The 20,741-nt window shown below is 58.4% G+C and carries 15 protein-coding genes and 1 tRNA gene; 9 read left to right on the forward strand and 7 right to left on the reverse strand.

Annotated elements, in window-relative coordinates:
• Positions 1–6: 6 nt before the first annotated feature.
• A complete protein-coding gene (locus tag ACZ5RI_RS12130; protein WP_464513476.1) occupies positions 7–429 on the reverse strand; it encodes an organic hydroperoxide resistance protein in 423 nt (140 codons plus the stop codon).
• 113 nt (positions 430–542) lie between these two features.
• Between ACZ5RI_RS12130 and ACZ5RI_RS12135 the strand changes: the two genes are divergently transcribed.
• A complete protein-coding gene (locus ACZ5RI_RS12135; protein ID WP_464513477.1) occupies positions 543–1,445 on the forward strand; it encodes a LysR family transcriptional regulator in 903 nt (300 codons plus the stop codon).
• An 89-nt stretch (positions 1,446–1,534) separates the two neighbouring features.
• Here the strand turns inward: ACZ5RI_RS12135 and ACZ5RI_RS12140 are convergent, their stop codons facing one another.
• The 4 genes from ACZ5RI_RS12140 to ACZ5RI_RS12155 all read right to left on the reverse strand — a co-directional run bounded on the left by ACZ5RI_RS12140 (position 1,535) and on the right by ACZ5RI_RS12155 (position 5,381).
• Positions 1,535–2,371: an SDR family oxidoreductase gene (locus tag ACZ5RI_RS12140; protein ID WP_464513478.1), complete on the reverse strand. Its 837-nt coding sequence runs from the start codon at positions 2,369–2,371 to the stop codon at positions 1,535–1,537.
• Between the two features lie 29 nt (positions 2,372–2,400).
• On the reverse strand, positions 2,401–3,588 hold the full coding sequence (locus ACZ5RI_RS12145) for an iron-containing alcohol dehydrogenase (protein ID WP_464513479.1): 1,188 nt from the start codon (positions 3,586–3,588) through the stop codon (positions 2,401–2,403).
• A 164-nt stretch (positions 3,589–3,752) separates the two neighbouring features.
• Complete coding sequence (locus ACZ5RI_RS12150) at positions 3,753–4,604, reverse strand: aldo/keto reductase (RefSeq protein ID WP_464513480.1); 852 nt, start codon at positions 4,602–4,604, stop codon at positions 3,753–3,755.
• A gap of 688 nt (positions 4,605–5,292) precedes the next feature.
• Positions 5,293–5,381: transfer RNA gene (locus tag ACZ5RI_RS12155), tRNA-Ser, on the reverse strand.
• A gap of 201 nt (positions 5,382–5,582) precedes the next feature.
• On the opposite strand from ACZ5RI_RS12155, the gene ACZ5RI_RS12160 reads away from it, so the two are divergent.
• Positions 5,583–6,290 (forward strand): outer membrane beta-barrel protein, encoded by a 708-nt coding sequence (locus ACZ5RI_RS12160; protein WP_464513481.1) that lies wholly within the window; start codon positions 5,583–5,585, stop codon positions 6,288–6,290.
• Positions 6,291–6,352: 62 nt separating this feature from the next.
• On the opposite strand, the gene ACZ5RI_RS12165 is transcribed toward ACZ5RI_RS12160, so the two are convergent.
• Positions 6,353–8,413: a protein-disulfide reductase DsbD family protein gene (locus ACZ5RI_RS12165; protein ID WP_464513482.1), complete on the reverse strand. Its 2,061-nt coding sequence runs from the start codon at positions 8,411–8,413 to the stop codon at positions 6,353–6,355.
• Positions 8,414–8,475: 62 nt separating this feature from the next.
• Between ACZ5RI_RS12165 and rsmD the strand changes: the two genes are divergently transcribed.
• The 4 genes from rsmD (at position 8,476) to ACZ5RI_RS12185 (ending at position 13,911) form a co-directional block, all read left to right on the forward strand.
• Positions 8,476–9,045, forward strand: a complete 570-nt coding sequence (gene rsmD, locus ACZ5RI_RS12170) for a 16S rRNA (guanine(966)-N(2))-methyltransferase RsmD (protein ID WP_464513483.1) — start codon at positions 8,476–8,478, stop codon at positions 9,043–9,045.
• A gap of 195 nt (positions 9,046–9,240) precedes the next feature.
• Entirely contained in the window at positions 9,241–9,885 is a 645-nt protein-coding gene (cmk, locus tag ACZ5RI_RS12175; protein ID WP_464515595.1) for a (d)CMP kinase, read from the forward strand.
• A 137-nt stretch (positions 9,886–10,022) separates the two neighbouring features.
• Positions 10,023–11,753, forward strand: a complete 1,731-nt coding sequence (gene rpsA / locus ACZ5RI_RS12180) for a 30S ribosomal protein S1 (protein ID WP_464513484.1) — start codon at positions 10,023–10,025, stop codon at positions 11,751–11,753.
• Positions 11,754–11,931: 178 nt separating this feature from the next.
• On the forward strand, positions 11,932–13,911 hold the full coding sequence (locus ACZ5RI_RS12185) for a methyl-accepting chemotaxis protein (RefSeq protein ID WP_464513485.1): 1,980 nt from the start codon (positions 11,932–11,934) through the stop codon (positions 13,909–13,911).
• Between the two features lie 83 nt (positions 13,912–13,994).
• Here the strand turns inward: ACZ5RI_RS12185 and ACZ5RI_RS12190 are convergent, their stop codons facing one another.
• Positions 13,995–14,462, reverse strand: a complete 468-nt coding sequence (locus ACZ5RI_RS12190; RefSeq protein ID WP_464513486.1) for a TM2 domain-containing protein — start codon at positions 14,460–14,462, stop codon at positions 13,995–13,997.
• Positions 14,463–14,764: 302 nt separating this feature from the next.
• Here ACZ5RI_RS12190 and ACZ5RI_RS12195 point away from each other — a divergent pair, with 302 nt between their 5' ends.
• From ACZ5RI_RS12195 to putA, 3 genes are all read left to right on the forward strand, one after another.
• The gene (locus ACZ5RI_RS12195; RefSeq protein ID WP_464513487.1) at positions 14,765–16,162 is read left to right on the forward strand and encodes a pyridoxal-phosphate dependent enzyme; all 1,398 of its coding nucleotides are present in this window, start codon (positions 14,765–14,767) and stop codon (positions 16,160–16,162) included.
• Complete coding sequence (locus tag ACZ5RI_RS12200) at positions 16,159–17,310, forward strand: cystathionine gamma-synthase (RefSeq protein WP_464513488.1); 1,152 nt, start codon at positions 16,159–16,161, stop codon at positions 17,308–17,310. Before ACZ5RI_RS12195 ends, ACZ5RI_RS12200 begins: the two co-directional genes overlap by 4 nt.
• 367 nt (positions 17,311–17,677) lie before the next feature.
• Entirely contained in the window at positions 17,678–20,728 is a 3,051-nt protein-coding gene (gene putA, locus ACZ5RI_RS12205) for a bifunctional proline dehydrogenase/L-glutamate gamma-semialdehyde dehydrogenase PutA (RefSeq protein ID WP_464515596.1), read from the forward strand.
• The last annotated feature ends 13 nt before the right edge of the window (positions 20,729–20,741 follow it).

Here is a 20,741-nt window from a genome sequence, read left to right on the forward strand (position 1 = left end):
CCGATCTCAGGCCTGGGTCAGGACAACATCAACGTTGCCACGAACAGCATTGGAATATGGACACGCAGCATGGGCGGCTTCGATCAGGCGCTGCCCTTCGGCACGATCCACACCGGGTAATTCAATGCGAAGGTCGATCGCCAGGCCAAAGCCACCTTCAGCCCGGGGGCCAATCCCCACGGTGGCGGTAACGTTGGCCTCGGCAGGCACCTTTACGGCAACCGACGGGGCCACCGTCTTCATGGCTGACAGAAAACAGGCGGCATACCCCGCAGCAAATAACTGTTCCGGGTTATTGCCATGCCCGCGCCCACCAAGCTCGACCGGAAGGTCCAGCCAGACGCTGAGCGCGCCATCGGTGGTACGGGTACGGCCATCGCGGCCACCATAGGAAATGGCCGAGGTTTTGTATAGTATTTTTGTCAACATTTACGTTCTCTAAAGTCCAGGGGGTTGTTTCTTGGCCTCAGTGATAGCCCCCTTTTGGCGTCCCCACACACAAAGCTCTTGAACTCTGCCATCAAAAATATGATGGATACCACATGTCACTTATCCGGCTCCGAACATTTGTCGAGGTTTATCGCCTGCGGTCGATCTCTGGTGCGGCCCGCAGCCTGAATCTGACGCAATCTAATGTCTCCCAGCATATTGCCGGGCTGGAAGTGGCCATTGGCCACCCCCTGTTCGACCGTCAGGCGCGCGGCGTACAACCTACGGCTGCGGCTAATGATCTGGCTCTGGATTTAGGGACACTGCTTGATCAGGCTGAAGAAGCACTCGCAAAAGCCAGAGCGCGATCGTCGGAAATGACTGGCACAATACGCATCATCGGCCATGCAGACTTCATTGCCGAGGAAGTCGCGCGCCACCTTCCTGTGCTGATTGAGGCCGGCATGCGCATCCGTCTGCAGCCTGCTGACCGTGATATGTTGCAGCAGATGCTGGTCGAAGGGCATTTCGATCTTGGCATTTCTGCCTATCCGGTCGTCGATGGCCGCCTACACAGCGAAGTCATCCGCGAGGAGCCGGTCTATGCGGTAGCGGCACCATCGGTGATAGCGCGCATCCAGTCCGCGGGCACCCTAGATGAAGCGCTCATGCATGAGCCGTTGTTGGCATACAGCCTCAACCGCCCCCTCATTGACAGCTGGCTGCGCCATAATCACGTAACCCATCATCCGGCATCTCCGGCCCTGACCAGCCCGGATTTGCGTGTTTTGCGTCATCTGCTGCTGGAAGGAACCGGCTGGTCGGTCCTGCCCAATTATCTTTGCGGTCAGGCACTGGCAGAAGGTCGATTGGGTATCATCGGGCAGACTTCGCCACCACTGACCAACAGCTACTCTTTGGTCTGGCTCCCCAGCGCCCTGCGCACGCCACGGATCGCGCATACCCGGCAAACGCTGCTGCGCCGCCTGCGCTCAAATTCTGATACCGCGCCCTAACGGACGCATTTTCATTTAATACCGTTTTATACCGGTCGGCCTTGCCGCAGATGGCGACACTCCATCGCCATCTGCAACAGGCCAGTCCATTACTTGTCCTTTTTCGGCGCGAGTTCGCCGTAAAAGTACGAAGCGGTAACGCCACCATCCATCAGGAAGTCGCTACCCGTGATAAAAGTTCCTTCCGGCCCCATAAGCAGTGCACCAAGAGAGCCAACTTCATCAGGGGTTCCGGCACGTCCAACGGGACATAGGTTAATCATGCGGCGATACCCTTCGCCACGTGGCCCTGTCAGCTCGTCATTGGCAAGTGGCGTGATGATGATACCGGGGCTAATAGTGTTAACCCGCGCCCCCCGTTTTCCCCAACGCACAGCCTCGGCTTTCACACGCAATGCATTGCCGCGTTTAGAAAGCTGATAGGCGTTAAGAGAATCCGTAACCTGATCCGGCTGAAGGAAAGGAATATTCAGCAATTCCTCGGTTGGTGTCGTTGCCAGCGCAGCATCCTGCTCGGCTGTCAGCGCACCCAAGCGATGGCCCGACTGCGAGGCAATAACGATGCCAGAGCCACCGCGCACGATCACATTTCCAAACTCTTCCAGCACCAGGGCCGTGCCGTACAGATCGACTTTGAGAATGGTCGCCGGCGAGGCTTGCGAGGGGGAGACCCCGGCCGCATGGATAACACCGGAAACGTCCCCAAGCGCCGTTGCTGTTTCAACAAGCGTATGAACAGAAGCGCGCGAGGACACGTCGACGACAGAGGTACTGACATCATATCCGGCATTTCTAAACACGGTCGCCGCGACATCCGCATTTTCCAGGCGCAAATCAGCAAGAAGAATTTTTTTGCCCATTCCAACCCGGCGCGCAATGGCTTGACCGATGGAACCAGACCCGATTACGACGATGACATTACTCATAGCATTTTTCTTTCATAATCAGTTTGAGTTTAGGCCGCCGACCGCAATACGCCGATAATGTCTTCTTTGCTCATGGGTGGGCGTCCGGCGAGGTTTCCTTTGCCGTCATTCACAACCAAAACGGCATCTTCGGCATAACGTGCAAACAATTCATCACCAATACCAAGTTCCGACAGATGTGTCGGACAGCCGATAGACCGCAAAAACGCTTCGAACCTATCGATACCTTCGAGAGCAACGCTGAGTGCATCCTTCCCGGCCCTCGGAATCTGGAAGATGCGTTGTGCAAATTGCGCAAAACGTTCTGGTCGGGCCTTAGCGGCAAAGCGCATCCAGGACGGGTTGATAATCGCAAGCCCTGCACCATGTGTAATGTCGTGATGGGCGGAAAGCGCATGTTCGATCATATGCACGGGCGGCGCAAAATTGGTTCCGACCTGCACCCAACCATTGAGCGCCACCAGTGCCGCCCACTGAATTTGGGCACGGGCCTCTATGTCATTACCATTGGTAATTGCCTTCGGGCCCCATTCCATTGCGGTAAGAATGACACCTTCAGCGAAACGATCCTGAATCGGGGTGCCGTCGACGCCGTTGAAATAGCCTTCCGTCACATGCGTGATAAGATCGCAAACACCATAAGCCGTCTGATCTTTCGGCACAGAGGCTGTGAGCTCCGGATCAACTAAAGCAACTTTGGGGTACAGGCAGAAAGCGGACACGAAAGATTTCACTTTCGTTTCGTCGTTACTGATTACTGCGCCGCAATTGGTTTCCGAACCGGTCGCCGCCAGGGTTGGCACCGTAATCAAGGGAAGCGCCTTCGCTGGCGCAGCATAATTTGCCTGCCCGTGCATAATGAGATTCCACGGATCGCCATCATAAAGTGCTGCCGCAGCAATTACCTTTGATGCGTCCATTGTACTGCCACCACCCAAAGCAATGATGACATCACAATGTTCTTTACGAATAATATCCGCACCTCGGGCAACAGACGTAATCCGGGGATTGGGTTCAACACCGGAGCATTCAGATACCGCAACGCCTGCTTTCTTCAAACTATCAACAGCACGATCAAATGTGCCACTGCGTTTTACACTGCCGCCACCAGTGACAATCAAGGCGTGCTTGCCGAAACCGCTAACAATCTCGCCTAAACGTGAAATCTGTCCTGCGCCGAAGACGACTTTGGTTGGGTTTTGAAATTCAAATTGCATATTGTTCTCCTTCAACGAGATAAAGCCAGGCATAGTGGCTAACGCGTTTTTTGTGTTCTATCGAATACGGTGCGCCTCACTCCATGATTTTTGATAAGGCGGCGTTCATAACAGAGATATCGGCAGCAGAATGCTTAATCACGCCCGCAGTCTATTTACTCTTTTCATTCCGGCATTTTGCGTTCTCCGAGCCATTTAACCATGGCCGGATCGCGATGATCGAAAAAGCTGCTGGTTTTGGTATCGAGCGGGGCGATGGCGGCCATGTCTTGCGCATCCATGGTGAAATCCAGGCTGTGCAGATTTTCTTCCATACGCTCTTTACGAACGGTTTTGGGAATGACGACGACGCCACGCTGTGTCAGCCAGCGCAGAATGATTTGCCCGACCGATTTGCCATATTTCTTTGCCAGCGCCAGCAATACCTCGTTTTGGAAGATATTGTTTTTGCCTTCCGCAAACGGCCCCCACGATTCAATCTGGATGCCGTTCTCTTTCAGAAAAGCCTGTGTTTCAATTTGTTGATTAAAGGGATGCGTTTCAATCTGATTAATGGCGGGCGTGATCTTGTTGTGAACGATCAAATCCATCACGCGGTCAGGATGAAAATTGCTGACGCCGATAGCACGGACTTTACCTGCCTCGTATAGCTCTTCCATAGCATGCCATGCGCCATAAACGTCGTTATAGGGCTGGTGGATCAGATACAGATCAAGATAATCGAGCTGAAGTTTATCAAGCGATCTCTGGAAGGCCTTTTTTGCACCTTCATACGAGGCATCCTGAACCCAAAGCTTGGTTGTGACAAACAACTCTTTCCGGTCGATACCGCTTTTCTTAATACCCAGCCCAACCGCCGTTTCATTTTGATAGGAAGCGGCGGTATCAATCAGGCGGTAGCCCGTATCGATAGCCTGAACAACACTTTGTTCACACTGCGCCAAATCGGACACCTGGAAAACACCATACCCAAGGATCGGCATTTTGATGCCGTTGTTAAGCGTAACGTCTTGCATTGATGCGCTCCATAAAAACGGTAAAACCTAGCCGTGACTAATCCTAAATACGTGGACAGGCTTTTTTTAATCCGTGACAAAAAGGATTATGCCCGCACTCAAGAACAACGTCTTTCCACACGCACTTTTTAACTTGAGGCTGTTTTACCAGTTATGGGTTCTGCGTAAAAATGCCGATATCGGCATGATCCTATGAATGGGGTTCATGAATTACCCCCCATCACTGCGGTTGCGCACCCCCGGTGGGTTCTGCGTCTGGCTCTGGGGCATGTTGTGCTAGCGGGCAATAGATGCGCCAGACGGAAAATGTCCGCCCACCAGCTCCGCACCGCAGGCTGCAATGCCTGACAGCTGGGCGATCCGGGGGGACCGGTCGCGCGATATCCCCGAACACGTTCTCGGCCTGCCCCACAGGGCTTTGCTGGCCATGATTTTAATGGGGGGCAGATTCGGCGCGCGCCCCCCCCGAAAGAAAGAGCCAGAGCGGGCCACCGTCCGTCAGTTTACAGATTTGTGCCGCCGGGTTTTGCGCCTACCGCGCGCCCCGGTCGGTCAGCATCTCAAAAACATGGGAAATGCGATGCTCAGGGAATTTGCATGGGGGCATCATCGCCCGCAACCACGGAAAATATAGCAAAAGCAGCGCGTTAGCTGTTTGTGGTCGCCGTAAATGCCACTTAAAGAGAAGTGGCGGACAGGGGGGATTCGAACTCCCGGTACGGTCACCCGTACGCCGCATTTCGAGTGCGGTGCAATCGACCACTCTGCCACCTGTCCGCATTGGGGCGATCACATACTTAAGCCCGCGCGAAAGTGCAAGAGCGATATCGTTGCTCCGGCGTCTGAAGGCTGTTAAACAAAAAAAACTTGCTCCGTGACAAATCCTTAGTCTCTTAATAACGTCTCATTGCGTCGGCGGAGCGCCGCCCGAAGGCCCCTCATTCTAAAAGAAGGGCCCCTTTCGATAGCAGGAACCCCATGAAGCCCCTTTCGACCGTGCTTGTTTCATCGCTTATCCTTGCCGCAGCCGCGGTTCCGGCCCAGGCCGCCTCTGGCGACCAGACCGGCTTCTATATCGGGCTGGATGGGCGCATCGACCAGATTTCGTGGAAATCCAAGAACTTTACTGCAACCTATGTTGGTAACAGCAAGGGTGACACCACCACGACCACCGATTCGACCTCGTCCGACTACTTCCCCGAGGCACCGATGGGCGTTGGCCTGCGCCTGGGGTACCGATTCTCGCCGTATCTGTCCGCTGAACTTGGGGTTAGCGACAGCTATGACGAAAACCGCATCATGGATAATGACGGCAACAAGCTGCGTTACCGCATGTCGATTCGCGAAATTCAGCTTGATGGCTATGCCTTCTGGCCGCTGGGCGCATCGGGCCGCTTCCGCCCCTTCCTGACCGCCGGGCTGGCCTATGCGTCGGGTGATGCCCGCCTGCGCGCCGATATCGGCGGTGTCGATACCGATGGCTCGGCCAACGATACCATGACCACGACCCATTATTTCCAGCGGCATGAGGTTGACTGGCGCGCGGGTATGGGCCTGGAAATCGGTATCACCGAAACGGTCAACGGGCGCGTCTATGTCCGCTATCAGCCCTATTCCTTCGGCGGCGCGCTGGATGGCGGGGCCACGCTGGGCTTCTCGCTCAACTTCCTGTCGTTTACGCTTTAAGGCGTAAGCCCCTATCCCATACAAAAAAGGGCTCGCCGGTCAGCGAGCCCTTTTTTGCTGGATCAAGGTGTCAGCGCCTTGAGCACCGCATCAACAGTCAGAATCTGCGGCAGCAGCCTGGGCGCACCACCATCTGGCGGATAATAGGCGTAGAGCGGCACACCGGAACGGCCATTGGCCTCCAGAAGCCTGGTCACTTCCGGATCGCGGTTGGTCCAGTCCGCCACCAGAATGGCGACATTCTGCTTTTTGAAGGCCGCCGCCACCTCAGGCTTTTTCAGCACCGCTTCTTCATTGACCAGACAGGTGATGCACCAGCTGGCCGAGGCATCCACGAACACCGGGCGTTTGGCTTTGCGGTAGGTTTCCAATTTCTGGGCAGAATAAACCTCGCCCAGTCCGTTAAAGGCCTGCGCGTCGCTCTTGCCAGCCGTGTTTCCGGCTAACCCGACGCCCGTAAAGCCTGCCGCCACCACAGCGGCCAGCGTCAGCACCAGCGCGGCCAGTGCGGCTTTGCCATAGCCCCGGCCCCACAGCCACAACGTCACCCCGGCCAGCACCAGCGCGGCGATAACGATGATCAGACCTGCGAGCGGCACCTGCTTGGCCAGCACCCAGATCAGCCAGATCACCGTGGCGTAGATCGGCACGGCAAGCCAATGCTTCAGCGTCACCATCCAGTTTCCCGGCTTGGGCAGATATTTGCACGTGCCCGGGAAGGCGGCGATGAGCAGGAACGGGAAGGCAAAACCAATGCCCAGCGCGGCGAAAACGCCGAACGCGGTGCCAACACCCTGAGTGGCACCAAAACCTACCGCCGACGCCATGAACGGCGCCGAACAGGGTGCGGCCACCGCCACCGCCAGCACGCCGGTAAAAAAGGCGCCGGACAGGCCCGATTTGCGGGTCAGGCTGTCGCCCGCCGTCACCGGGTTGATTTCGTAGACGCTGGAAAGATTTAAGCCCACAGCCAGGAACAACAGCGCCAAACCGGCGACCACGATGGGCTGCTGCAACTGGAAGCCCCAGCCAATCATCGCCCCGGCTTCGCGCAAAACCGCCAGCAGCAGCCCCAAAGCCACAAAGCTGGCAATCGCACCCAGACCATAGGCCAGCGATTCGGCACGGGCATGACCACGGCTGGTCCCGGCGCGGGCCATCGCCAGCACCTTCATCGCCAGCACCGGCAACACGCAGGGCATGATGTTCAGGATCAGCCCGCCCAGAAAGGCAAACAGCATAGCCACAATCAGCCCCAGCGGGGCATCCCCGGCCGCGGCCGCACCGATGGGGGCGTCGACACTTAAAGCCTGCACCGAACCATCTTTGGATGTCAGCACCAGCACGCCATCAAGCTTGCCGCCGGTAAAGCGCGGCGACGCGGTTAGGCCCAGCACCAGACCATCCTTGGTAAAGCGCAAATTCTGTGGCGCAATGCCGGTAATCAGCCCGGCTTTAGCGGGAAAAAACACCGCCGACACCGGCTGAGACGCCCCGGTGAGGCCCGGCGCAGCCACCACAAGCTCCAGCCCCTTGTCGGTTTTGGCGTAATGCACCGGCCATGGGCTTCTGGTCGCAAGCTTGGCGCGGGCCGCCGCGAACTGTTCAGCCAACACAGCATCGGGCACCGAGCCTGCGGCATCGACAAACAGGGTCAGCGTCAGATGGCCACTTTCCGGCACGCAAACCTCGCGGCACACCAGCCAGTCGACATCAGCAGACAGATCATACTTGCCTGCTTTGGCATCCTTCGGCACGCTGAGATCGACCAGCAGCCACGCCTTACCCTCATAGCCGTAATCCATCAGCGGGCCGGTCTGCTCGCGCTTAGGATAGGGCCACAGGATCGGCCCGGCCTGCCAGCCGGACGGCAACTGCCATTTGGCGGTGGTTGCCAGACCGGCATCGCCCGGATTAGACCAATAGGTATGCCAGCCCGGTTCGATCTGTTGTTCGATCGCCACCGTCACGGTTTGGCCAGGCGCGGCGGTAAGCCGGTCGGCCACCAGACGGGATTGGACATGGAGGGGACCGGCAAGATCGGCCGCGGAGGAGGCATGCCCGGCCGCACTTACGGCAGCCAGAGCAAACAGCAGGCAAAGCTGGGTCAGAATGCGTCTCATTGCCCGCTCATAGCCTATCGCGGCCGCTTGCGCTAGCATGGCGCTTCAATTGTGAGGGAATCATGCGGATTACGGGTGGCGTATTAGGTGGACGAAATTTGTACACGCCGGAGGATCGCCGGGTGCGGCCAACGGCGGACAAGGTACGTCAGGCAATCTTTAACATCTTGCGTCACCACGCTTTTTCGGGCGGCTTTGAATTGCAGGATGCCCGCGCCATCGACCTGTTTGCCGGAACCGGGGCGCTGGGGATCGAGGCGATCAGTCAGGGTGCCCAATATTGCCTGTTTGTCGATGATTCCGCCGACAGCCGCGCCCTGGTGCGCGAGAATATCGAAGCCCTGCAACTGACCGGCGCCAGCAAGATCTGGCGGCGCGATGCCACCCAGCTGGGCCCGATGGGCAGCGGTGCGGGCGGGCCGTTCGAGCTGGCCTTTCTTGATCCGCCTTATCGTAAAGATCTGGTCGGCCCGGCGCTGGCCGCGCTGATCGACGGTGAATGGCTTAAGCCCGGCGCCGTCGCCGTGGTCGAAACCGCCGCCGAAGAAGACACCCCGCCCCATGACGGCTTTGTCCTGTGCGATGAACGGATGTATGGCGAAACCCGGGTGCAGTTTCTGGAGCGGGCGTAACCGGCCCCATCGGTTTAGGTTTTGCATCAGCCAGCCCGATCCGTATAGAACCCGATAAAGCCCACCCCACGATACCGGGAATGATGGGCATGTGTTTAACGCCCCCCCGTTTACGGGGTGAGGCTGGTGGATGATCCCGTGGATCACCCATAAACCAAGAGGCCCGACCGGGCCGGCAGGGGAAACCAGATGTCCATCGTTATCGCCGTTGATGGCACCGCAGCCTCGGGCAAAGGCACGCTGGCCAAGAAACTGGCCAAACATTTCGGCTTTTCCTATCTCGACACCGGCGCACTGTACCGGCTGACAGCAGTGGGGGTGATTGAAGCGGGGGGCGATCCCCATGATGAAGCCGCCGCCATTGCCGCCGCCCAAACGCTGGACCCGGCCCGCGCGTCTGATCCGGCCATCCGCACCGCGGCTGCGGGCACCGGGGCATCGATCGTGTCGGCCCACCCCGGCGTGCGCGCCGCCCTACTCGATTTCCAGCGCGCATTTGCCGCCAATGGCCCCGGTGCGGTGCTCGACGGGCGCGACATCGGCACCGTGGTCTGCCCGGATGCCAGCGCAAAGCTTTTCGTTGACGCCGCCCCGCAGGTGCGCGCCCACCGCCGCTGGCTTGAATTAAAGGACCAGGGTCCTACGGAAGCCCAGATCCTTGCCGACATTATCGCCCGTGATGAACGGGACCGCAGTCGGTCCACCGCCCCCTTAAAGCCCGCGGAAGATGCGGCCTTGCTAGACACCAGCAATTTGGATATAGAAGGCGCGTTCGCAGCAGCCCTTGCTCTGGTTCAACCGGCAGTCAAGATGGCGCTTAAATCTTCCGCACAGGGGTGAAGGAGACCCGCGGGGGATCACCCAAGCAGCTTCGGATACATCCTTAAAAGAACCAACGCCTGACGGGCGCGCCCTGTCATGGAAGACCGCCGCCGGTGACATCCGACGGATTGGCACACATATTTGAGTTAAAATACATGGCACGACACACCGCCTCTTCCGTTAAAGAGGCCTCCATTGCCACCCCCAGCCGCGACGAATTCGCCGCCATGCTGGAAGAAAGCTTCGCCACCCAGTCCCCCGCCGAAGGTTCGGTGATCAAGGGTACCGTGGTTGGTATCGAGAACGACTTTGCCGTGATCGATGTTGGCCTCAAGACTGAAGGCCGCGTTTCCTTAAAAGAATTTGGCCTGCCCGGCCAGCCGCCGAAGATCGCCATTGGCGATACGGTCGAGGTTTATCTCGAACGCGTCGAAAATGCCCTGGGCGAAGCCGTGCTGAGCCGTGATAAGGCCCGCCGCGAAGAAAGCTGGATCCGTCTGGAGAAGGCCTTCAACGACAAGGAACGCTGCCAGGGTGTTATCTTCGGCCGCGTCAAGGGTGGCTTTACCGTCGATCTCGACGGCGCTGTTGCCTTCTTGCCGGGTTCGCAGGTTGACGTCCGCCCGATGCGCGACGTTGCCCCGCTGATGAACCAGCCGCAGATGTTCCAGATCCTGAAAATGGATCGCCGTCGTGGCAACATCGTCGTTTCCCGCCGTGCCGTTCTGGAAGAGCGCCGCGCCGAGGAACGGACCTCGCTGGTCGCGTCCCTGCAGGAAAAACAGGTCGTCGAAGGCATCGTCAAGAACATCACCGACTACGGCGCGTTCGTGGATCTGGGTGGCGTCGATGGCCTGTTGCACGTCACCGACATTGCCTGGCGCCGCGTTTCGCACCCGACCGAGGTGCTGTCGGTTGGCCAGACCGTCAACGTTCAGATCATCAAGATCAACCACGAGACCCAGCGCATCAGCCTCGGCATGAAGCAGCTGCAGACGGATCCGTGGGAAGGCGTTGGCGCCAAGTATCCGGTTGGCGTTCGCTTCACCGGCAAGGTCACCAATGTCACCGATTACGGCGCGTTCGTCGAACTGGAACCGGGCGTTGAAGGCCTGGTCCATGTCAGCGAAATGAGCTGGGTGAAGAAGAACGTTGCCCCGTCCAAGATCGTGACCCCGGGTACCGAAGTCGAAGTGCAGGTGCTGGAAGTCGATTCCAACAAGCGCCGTATTTCGCTTGGCCTCAAGCAGACCCAGGACAATCCCTGGACCGTCTTCCAGCAGCAGAACCCCCCGGGCACTGTTGTCGAAGGCGAGATCAAGTCGATCACCGAATTCGGTCTGTTCATCGGCGTTGCCGACGAGATCGACGGTATGGTCCATCTGTCCGACCTCGCCTGGGACAAGCCCGGCGATCAGGCCGTTCAGGACTATCAGAAGGGCCAGAAGGTTCAGGCCAAGGTGCTGGACGTTGATGTCGAGAAAGAACGTATCTCGCTCGGTATCAAGCAGCTCTCGGGCGACCCGATCGAAAAGGCCGGTCCGCTCAAGAAGAACAGCGTCGTCACGGTCACCGTCACGGAAGTCAATGACGGCGGTGTCGAAGTCGAACTGGAAGGGGGCGCGCGCGCCTTCATCCGCCGCGCCGATCTGGCGCGCGATCGTGCCGATCAGCGTCCGGAACGTTTCGGCGTTGGCGACAAGATCGATGCCATGATCACCACGGTCGACAAGGCCAGCCGCAAGATCAATCTGTCGATCAAGGCGCGCGAGATCTCGGAAGAGAAGGAAGCCGTTGCACAGTACGGTTCCTCGGATTCGGGTGCCTCGCTCGGCGACATCCTGGGCGCAGCGCTGCGTAAGGCCTCGCACAAGGACGAAGAATAAGGCTTAACGCTTTATAACTGAAAAAAGCAGGCGCAAGGGTCATCCCCTTGCGCCTGTTTTGTTTTTGCGTTTAGCGCTGCAGCCGGAAGGAAAACATTCCCTGGCCAAACCACAACCGTAAAGAATGTCTCAACCCATTCGCACGTATAACGAGGCAACTTAAAAACGGACGGAACCAATGGAAAACAGTGCCCAGGGGCTCGCCCACGCGCCAAAAACGGCTGACATGATCCGCGTGCTGCAAACCGATGACAGTTTGCGCAATGTCTCGGCCGAAGACTTTCTGTTTGATGGCGAGGATGCCCCGCTGGCGCTGGCCTTTATTTCGCCCCATGTCGACTTTGCCGCCGTAACCGCGACCCTCAGTAAAATTGCCGAAAGCACCAAGCTGGTCGCCGTATCCACGGCAGGCGAATTGTGCGCCACCACCCCTGAAGACTCCCCCTATTGCCGGGCGGATGGCAGCTGGAACAATGTCGTCATTCAGATATTTCCGCCTGATTTGTTCGAGTCGATCTGTATCCGCACCATTGCGCTGCCAGACGAAGATATTCGCGCTGGCAAACCGCAGCTTGAGCATGAAGAACGGCTTAAACGTCTGGTGACGGCGCTTAATCAGGCCGCCCCGCCTTTCCGCATTGATGCGCGCGATACCATTGCACTGACCTTTATCGATGGTCTGTCGGCAAGCGAAAACAGCTTTATGGAAGCGGTCTATCGCAGCGCCAGGTTCCCCTGTCTGTTCGTGGGTGGTTCGGCCGGTGGCAAGTTCGACTTCAAGAACACCTATATTTTCGACTCGCAAAAGGTGGTCGAAGACCATGCCGTGATCGTTCTGCTGAAGCTGGCCCCCGGGCGCGGCTATGGCGTGCTCAAAAGCCAGAACTTCACCAAGACCGATAAAAACTTTGTCGTCATCGAAGCCGCCCCCGACCGCCGCATCGTCAAATCGGTGATCGATCCGCAAACCGGATCGGTTGAACCTTTCTTAGAAGTTTTGGCCCGGACCTTAAAGACCGACCCTTCCGGCGTACAGGCGCAACTCGATAAGAACACCTTTGGTCTCGAGCTGAAGGGCGAGCTTTATGTCCGCTCGATTTCCGGGGTCAACATCGCCGAGGGCAGCGTTTCCTTCTATTGCGATGTCAATCCCGGCGATCTGCTGGTCATGCTGCAGGCCACCGATTTCCTGACCCAGACCAGCAAGGATCTGACCAGCTATCTCAACAGTAATCCGCCGCCTTTGGGGGCGGTGCTCAACGACTGCATCCTGCGCCGCCTGCACAATGCAAACGAACTGGCCGAGATGAAAAATCTGTGGCCGATGCCGGTTGCCGGGTTCTCAACCTTTGGCGAGCTGTTCGGCATCAACATCAACGAAACTCTGTCGGCGCTGATTTTCTTCGACACCTCGGATGCCGATGTCCGCGATAGCTATATCGAACATTTCCCGATCTACTATGCCCGCTTCGTCAACCACTTCACCCTGACCGAAGTCAGCCGGATGAAAGTGCTGGGCGATATCCGCCAAAAAATTATCGACCGGTTGCAGCAATATGTCGGCGCCAGCTCGTCATGGGGCGGCAGGATAACCGGCGTGCTCGAACAGACCGCCAAGGTGCGGGACGAAATTGAATCCGTCCGCGCCATGCTGGCCGAAACGACGAAAAGCACCTCGGGCGCGGTGGACTCCACAACACTGGCCATGGAATTCACCGGGCTGGCCAAAACCATGAACGCCCTGCGCGAGGTGCTGGAAAGCATCGACACCATCGCCAGCCATACCAACATGCTGTCGCTCAACGCCACGATCGAAGCGGCGCGCGCCGGGGAGGCCGGACGGGGTTTTGCCGTGGTGGCACAGGAGGTGCGCAATCTGGCCCACAGCACCAAAACCAGTTTGGGCGAAACGCACAACTCAATTCACGCGATTGAGCATTCTATCTCCGTACTTGGCGACAGTATCAAAGCCGCGCGTGAAAGTTTCGATCGCAGTCAGGACAGTTTCAAGAATATTGTTTCACAGGTCAGCACCATGATCGACAGCACCCAGACCATCGAACAGGGCTTGCGTGGCCTTGACCAGATCGTCGAGGAACAGCGCGCAACCCTGACCACGGTGGCTAAGGATATGGCCGTTCTGGAAAAGCTGCATTAAGCGCTGACACACAGATAGCAAACAGGCACCGGTGCATTTAAGCCCCGGTGCCTGTTTCGTTATGGCTGGGAAAGCCCCACGCCTCAGAACCAGCGCTTCTCGCCCTTGATATATTCAGCCTCGAACACATCATCGAGCTTGGTCAGATAGATGATGCCTTCGATAAAGCTGATGACCAGCATCGCCAGCCCCGGCAGCAACAGAATCCAGCCAATGGTGCCGCAGAGCAGCATCACCACACCGGTGTTGATGTAGTTCTGATTACCGCTGGCATAGCCAAGATAGAATTTGTGCACGCCAAAAGTTCCGCAGAAAATACCGAGCAGTCCGGCGATGATATTGCGCGGGAAACTCGCTGCAGGCTGGGCCAGGGCATAAACGTCATGCGCCGCACCACTCTCGTCCACCAGAAAATCAACGTTTTCATTGGCGCGGATGCGCAGCACGTCGCCGTGGTAATCGATGCCCTTGAAGATGTAGCGGTTGCCGTCAGCCCCCGAAATCGTGCCTTCGCCCTTTTCGGCGCTATAAACCAAGATCTGCCCGCGCATGAGATTGCCCCTTTTAGGTTTGGCGGCTTCTTTCATCCAATATAGGCAACCGATGCGGGCATTACACCCCACCCCGGATAGTATGAAGCCTTACGAAATGCGCATGGCGGATACCGTCTGAAGGCATATGTCAGATATAGCCAGCCGGTTGCATCGCACGCCAAAGTATATTTCACAAATAATTTTGTTTATTTTATTTTTATGCAAAAAGCTTTTGCACTAACTTGCATCAACACAAGTTACGTGTATTAATTACATCCAACACATTAGCTGTATGTGTTTTAAACAAAGGCATGACGATTATGACGTCCACCCACTTGGCACCGCCCGTTGCCCGTTCGACACTTGATCTGGTTGGGCACACCCCCTTGGTCGAACTCACCCACCTCGATACCGGCCCCTGCCGGCTGTTTGCCAAGCTGGAATGTCAAAACCCCGGTGGGTCGATCAAGGATCGCGTCGCCCGTTCGATGATCGAAGCGGCGGAAAAAATCGGCAAGCTCACCCCCGGTGACACTATTGTCGAGGCCACGGCGGGTAATACCGGTATTGGTCTGGCACAGGTTGGCCTGTTCAAAGGCTACAAAGTGCTGCTGGTGGTGCCCGACAAGATGGCGCGCGAGAAGATCGAGCATTTAAGGGCCCTGGGGGCCACGGTGATTGTCACCCGCTCGGATGTCGGCAAGGGCCACCCTGACTACTATCAGGACAAGGCGGAGAAAATTACCAGCGGATTAAAAAACGCGTTTTATATCAATCAGTTTGAAAACCCCGCCAACCCCGAAGCCCATTTCACCACCACAGGGCCGGAAATCTGGCAGCAGATGGAACAGAATGTCGATGCGGTGGCGGTGGGCGTCGGCTCCGGTGGCACCCTGACCGGCATTGGCCGCTACTTCAAGCTGGTTTCGCCCCACACCAAGATGATCCTGGGCGACCCGGCGGGCTCGGTTCTGGCCCCCTACATCAACACCGGCACGATGATCAAAGCCGGATCCTGGGCGGTAGAAGGCATTGGCGAGGATTTCATTCCGACCAACGCCGACCTCTCGCTGGTGTCGGCCGCCTATTCCGTCACCGACAAGGAAAGCTTTGATGCCGCTCGCCTGTTGCTGACGCGCGAAGGCATTCTGGCCGGTTCTTCCACCGGCACCATTCTGGCAGCGGCACTGCGCTATTGCCGGCTGCAGACCCGCCCCCAGCGCGTGGTCACGCTGGTATGCGACAATGGCAATAAGTATCTCTCCAAAGTCTACAACGAAACCTGGGCATTGGAGCAGGGCATCAGTCAGCGCGCCCTCAATGGCGACCTAAGCGACCTCATCACCCGCCGCTATGACAGCGGGTCTGCCGTCACCGTGGGACCGGATGAAACGCTGCTGGCTGCCTATAACCGCATGCGCGCCGCCGACGTGTCTCAGCTGCCCGTGCTGTTGGGCAAACATCTGGTCGGCATCATCGACGAAAGCGATATTCTGGCAGCCGTTGAAGGACCGGACATCGGTCGGGCATCGCGTTTTGGCCTGCCGGTCAAAAAGGCGATGACCACAAGCATCAACATCCTGTCGGTGCGCGAACCGCTGGACGCCTTGCTGCCGGTATTCGACCGCGGCCATGTCGCCCTGGTCTGCGATGGCGACGAATTCGTCGGCCTGATCACCCGCGTCGATCTCATCAACCATCTCAGGTTAGGACAATGAGCAAAGAATTACAGTTCGCCACCCGCGCCATTCACGCCGGACAGGCCCCAGAATCATCGACCGGCGCAGTAATTACACCGATCTACACCACCTCGACCTATGCCCAGCAAAGCCCCGGCGTAAATCAGGGCTACGACTATGCTCGCAGTGGCAATCCAACCCGCGCAGCCTATGAACGGGCGCTGGCGGCACTTGAGGACGGCATTGCCGGGTTTGCCTTTGCCTCGGGTCTGGCGGCGATTGCCACCGTGCTCGAACTGCTCGACCCCGGAAGCCATGTTGTGGCCGGTGCCGACCTCTATGGCGGGACCTATCGCCTGTTCGAGCGGGTGCGCAAACGCAGCGCCGGGCTATCCTTCAGCTTCGTCGACACGGCGGATCTGGCGGCGGTTGAAGCCGCCATCACACCGCAAACCAAATTGTTATGGGTCGAAACCCCAAGCAATCCGCTACTCCGGCTATCCGATCTGACCGCCTTGGCGACGCTGGCCCACAAACATGGGCTGATCGCGGTGGCAGACAACACCTTTGCCAGCCCCTTTGTGCAGCGCCCGCTCGAACATGGTTTTGATGTCGTGGTCCATTCCACCACAAAATATATCGGCGGGCATTCCGATGTGGTGGGCGGCGCGGCGATTACCGCAGACAAGGATCTGGCGGATCGCATCGGCTTTTTACAAAATGCCGTCGGTGCCATCGCCGGCCCGTTCGACAGCTATCTCGCCCATCGCGGCCTTAAAACCCTGCCGCTGCGCATGCCACGGCATAGCGAAACCGGGCTAAAGGTGGCACAGTTTCTCGAAAGCCATCCGGGTGTGCGCCGCGTGATCTATCCCGGTCTGCCAAGCCATCCCCAGCACGAACTGGCCCGCCGCCAGATGAATGGTTTCGGCGGGATCATTTCGGCCGAACTCAACCGTGATCTGGCAGGAACCAAACGCTTTCTGGAACACGTGCATCTGTTCACGCTGGCCGAAAGTCTGGGCGGCGTCGAAAGCCTGATCGAGCATCCTGCCATTATGACCCACGCCACCATTCCACCGGAAACACGCGCCGCATTGGGGATCACAGACTCGCTGATCCGCCTGTCGGTCGGCATCGAAGCCGCCGAGGATTTGATCGACGATCTGCAAGCTGCACTGCAATAGCCGCATAGATTTACCTGCCGAAAATATCTCCCGCACAGGCTTCCCCCGCACATATATCGCGGGGGAAGGTGCCAGATTCGCGTGGACGTGCGCTGCGCTGACATTTTCGCGCAACGACAAATGTTAGCAACCCGATAGTGGCGTAAAACTGCACAGCAGTTGCCTATAAACTCACCCCAGCCTAAATGAAGATCGCCCATTCGGAGAACTTAAACCACATTCCCGTAATATGTATCTGGGCGATGACGGCAATCACGCTTCACAGTCTTTCGGCGCTGCCCTAGCCTCGTGCCGGATTTACGTTTTTAAAGCGTGTAGCGGGTTTTACGGAGGCGTGTACGCCTCCTTTGGTGGTGCGATGTCTTTTATGCTGGATTGGGATCGTCTCGACGAACTGAAATATACCGACGAAACCGAAACGCTGGCTGCGCGGCTGGCCGCCGTGCCTTTTTCGGATCAGGAGCGCACGCAGGTTCGTGCCGAGGCGATTGCGCTGGTCGAAGCGGCGCGCAAAAACGCCCGCGCCGGCCTGACCAACGCCTTCTTACAGGAATATGGTCTTGATACCGCCGAAGGCCTTGCCCTCATGGGTCTGGCTGAAGCGCTGCTGCGCATTCCCGACAAACGCACCCGGAATGCCCTGATCGCGGAAAAAATCGGCGAGGCCAATTGGAAACGCCATATCGGCCAATCATCCAACCTGATGGTCAATGGTGCCAGCCTCGGCCTTGCCGCCACCGGGGCGCTGCTTAATGCCCGAAGCGGCGTAGCCAAATCGGTCACCGCACTGGGTGCACCCGCCATCCGCATGGGGGTTGCCACCGGTATTGGCGTGATGGGCAATGCCTTTGTCATGAGCCGCACCATTACGGCAGCCTTAAAACGCGCCCCCGGACCCTGTTCGTTTGACATGCTGGGCGAAGGCGCGCGTACCACGGCGGATGCCGACTATTACGAACGGCTGTACAACGCGGCCATCACCACGGTGGGTAAGGCGTCGACTGTGGGACCGGAACAGGGCCATGGCGTATCGGTCAAACTATCGGCGCTGGGGGCACGCTATGAAGCGGTGCGCGAAGAAGCCGTGTTTGCCGATCTGTATCCGCGCGTCAAACGGCTGGCAGAAAAAGCCGCCCAGTACGACATTAATTTCACCATCGACGCCGAAGAAGCCGACCGGCTGGTGCTGTCGCTGAAGATCCTCGAACGTCTGGCGGTCGAGGTCGAGCCGCGAAACTGGCGCGGGCTGGGGTTGGCGGTGCAGGCCTATCAGAAACGCGCGCCCGACGTCATCGCCATGGTCGCCGATCTGGCGCGCCAGACCGGGCGCCGCTTCATGGTGCGTCTGGTCAAAGGGGCCTATTGGGATAGCGAAGTCAAACATGCCCAGGTCCAGGGCAGATCAGGCTATCCGCTGTTCACCACCAAAGCGGCAACCGATCTGTCCTATCTGATCTGTGCCGAGGCGCTGATCAAAGCCGCGCCGCATATTTACACCCAGTTTGCCACCCACAACGCTTATACGCTGGCGGCGGTGCGCTATCTGTCGAAACGCGAAGGCGTCGCCATTGAACATCAGCGCCTGCATGGCATGGGCGAAGCGCTCTATGACGCCGCAGCGGAGCGTTTCGGCGGCATGATTGTGCGCGCCTATGCCCCGGTGGGCAGCCACCGCGAACTGCTGCCCTATCTGGTACGCCGCCTGCTGGAAAACGGTGCCAACAGTTCGTTCGTACACGACATGCTCAATCCGAAGATTCCGGTCGAGCAGGTGGTGCAGGATCAAATTGCCCCGGTTGAGGCCCATCCCGGCCCGCACCCGCGCCTGCCACTGCCCACCGATCTTTATGGTTCAACCCGCGCCAACTCTCAGGGACGCGATTACACGATGGCCACCATGCGTAACATTGCCCGTGAAGCCTTTAGCCGCCTTGCCGCAACCGATGTCAAAGCAGGTCCGATCATCGGTGGCACGCTGACCGCCGGAACCACGCCGGTACCAAGCCCGGTCGATGGCGCCACAGTCGGCCATAGTGGCGTAGCAACCGCACAGCATATTGATCGTGCCGTGGAACTTGCCCAAGGCGCGCAAGGCGCGTGGAATACGGCAGGCGGCGCAGCGCGCGGCAAAATCTTACGTGCCATGGCCGATACGCTGGAAGCCAACACCGATGATCTGGTGGCATTGCTGGCGCGTGAAGCCGGCAAGACGCTGAATGACGGCGTGGCAGAAGTACGCGAAGCGGCGGATTTCTGCCGCTACTATGCTCAGCTAGCCGAAACCCAGTTTGGCCCCGCCACTGAACTTCATGGCGCGGCAGGCGAAACCAATCATCTGGCGCTGGAAGGACGCGGCGTCTTTGTCTGCATTTCGCCATGGAATTTTCCGCTCGCTATTTTCACCGGGCAGATTGCCGCCGCGCTCGCCGCAGGCAATGCCGTGCTGGCCAAGCCCGCCGAACAGACCCCACTAATCGCCGCACAGGCAGTGCAGTTGTTCCACCGTGCCGGGCTTGATCCGGCACTGCTGGCGCTTTTGCCCGGCGATGGCGCCACACTTGGTGCGGCATTGGTGGCCCATCCAGGCATTGACGGCGTCGCCTTTACCGGTGGCACGGACACAGCACAAACCATCAACCGCGCCCTGGCAGCCCGGGACGGCGCCATCATCCCCTTCATCGCCGAGACAGGCGGGCTTAACGGCATGTTCGTCGATTCCTCGGCGTTGAAAGAACAAGTCGTCGACGATGTCATCCAGTCGGCCTTTGGTTCGGCGGGGCAGCGCTGCTCGGCGCTGCGCATGCTGTTTTTGCCGCGCGAACGGGCCGACGAAATTCTCACCACGCTGGCCGGAGCACTGGCCTTGCTTAAGACCGGCGATCCCGCCGATCCGGCGACTGATGTCGGCCCGGTGATCGACGCCGACGCCCGCGCCCACTTGCAGGCCCATATCGTCCGCCTAAAAAAAGATGCCCGGCTAGTGGCACGCGCCGATACCGCAGACTGGGAAAGCCGTGGCAGCTTCTTCGCCCCGGCGATCTACGAGGTACCGGCACCGGATTATCTTAAAGCCGAGGTATTTGGTCCCATTCTGCACGTCTATCGCTATGACCCGGCAGATCTGGAAACCGTCGCGCGCGCCTTTGCATCCTCCGACTATGGCCTGACGCTGGGCGTACACAGCCGCATTAAAGGCTTTATCACCGAGGTGCAGGCCCTGGTACCTGCAGGCAATGTCTATGTTAACCGCTCGGTCATCGGGGCGGTGGTTGGTGTACAGCCATTTGGCGGTCACGGGCTTTCCGGCACCGGCCCCAAGGCGGGCGGCCCCCACGCTCTGCTGCGCTATGCCCGCGAACGGGCCATCAGCGTCAACATTGCAGCCGAAGGTGGCGATGCAAAGCTGATGAATCTGTAGCCTTTTTGCACAT

It is taken from the genome of Micropepsis pineolensis, from assembly GCF_055392125.1.

Coding starts and splice junctions, on each gene's coding strand:
- ACZ5RI_RS12145 (WP_464513479.1), bottom strand. CDS start 3,588: ATGCAATTTGAATTTCAAAACCCAACCAAAGTCGTCTTCGGCGCAGGA.
- rpsA (WP_464513484.1), top strand. CDS start 10,023: ATGGCACGACACACCGCCTCTTCCGTTAAAGAGGCCTCCATTGCCACC.
- ACZ5RI_RS12165 (WP_464513482.1), bottom strand. CDS start 8,413: ATGAGACGCATTCTGACCCAGCTTTGCCTGCTGTTTGCTCTGGCTGCC.
- ACZ5RI_RS12140 (WP_464513478.1), bottom strand. CDS start 2,371: ATGAGTAATGTCATCGTCGTAATCGGGTCTGGTTCCATCGGTCAAGCC.
- rsmD (WP_464513483.1), top strand. CDS start 8,476: ATGCGGATTACGGGTGGCGTATTAGGTGGACGAAATTTGTACACGCCG.
- ACZ5RI_RS12160 (WP_464513481.1), top strand. CDS start 5,583: ATGAAGCCCCTTTCGACCGTGCTTGTTTCATCGCTTATCCTTGCCGCA.
- ACZ5RI_RS12195 (WP_464513487.1), top strand. CDS start 14,765: ATGACGTCCACCCACTTGGCACCGCCCGTTGCCCGTTCGACACTTGAT.
- ACZ5RI_RS12150 (WP_464513480.1), bottom strand. CDS start 4,604: ATGCAAGACGTTACGCTTAACAACGGCATCAAAATGCCGATCCTTGGG.
- ACZ5RI_RS12130 (WP_464513476.1), bottom strand. CDS start 429: ATGTTGACAAAAATACTATACAAAACCTCGGCCATTTCCTATGGTGGC.
- putA (WP_464515596.1), top strand. CDS start 17,678: ATGCTGGATTGGGATCGTCTCGACGAACTGAAATATACCGACGAAACC.
- ACZ5RI_RS12135 (WP_464513477.1), top strand. CDS start 543: ATGTCACTTATCCGGCTCCGAACATTTGTCGAGGTTTATCGCCTGCGG.
- ACZ5RI_RS12200 (WP_464513488.1), top strand. CDS start 16,159: ATGAGCAAAGAATTACAGTTCGCCACCCGCGCCATTCACGCCGGACAG.
- ACZ5RI_RS12185 (WP_464513485.1), top strand. CDS start 11,932: ATGGAAAACAGTGCCCAGGGGCTCGCCCACGCGCCAAAAACGGCTGAC.
- ACZ5RI_RS12190 (WP_464513486.1), bottom strand. CDS start 14,462: ATGCGCGGGCAGATCTTGGTTTATAGCGCCGAAAAGGGCGAAGGCACG.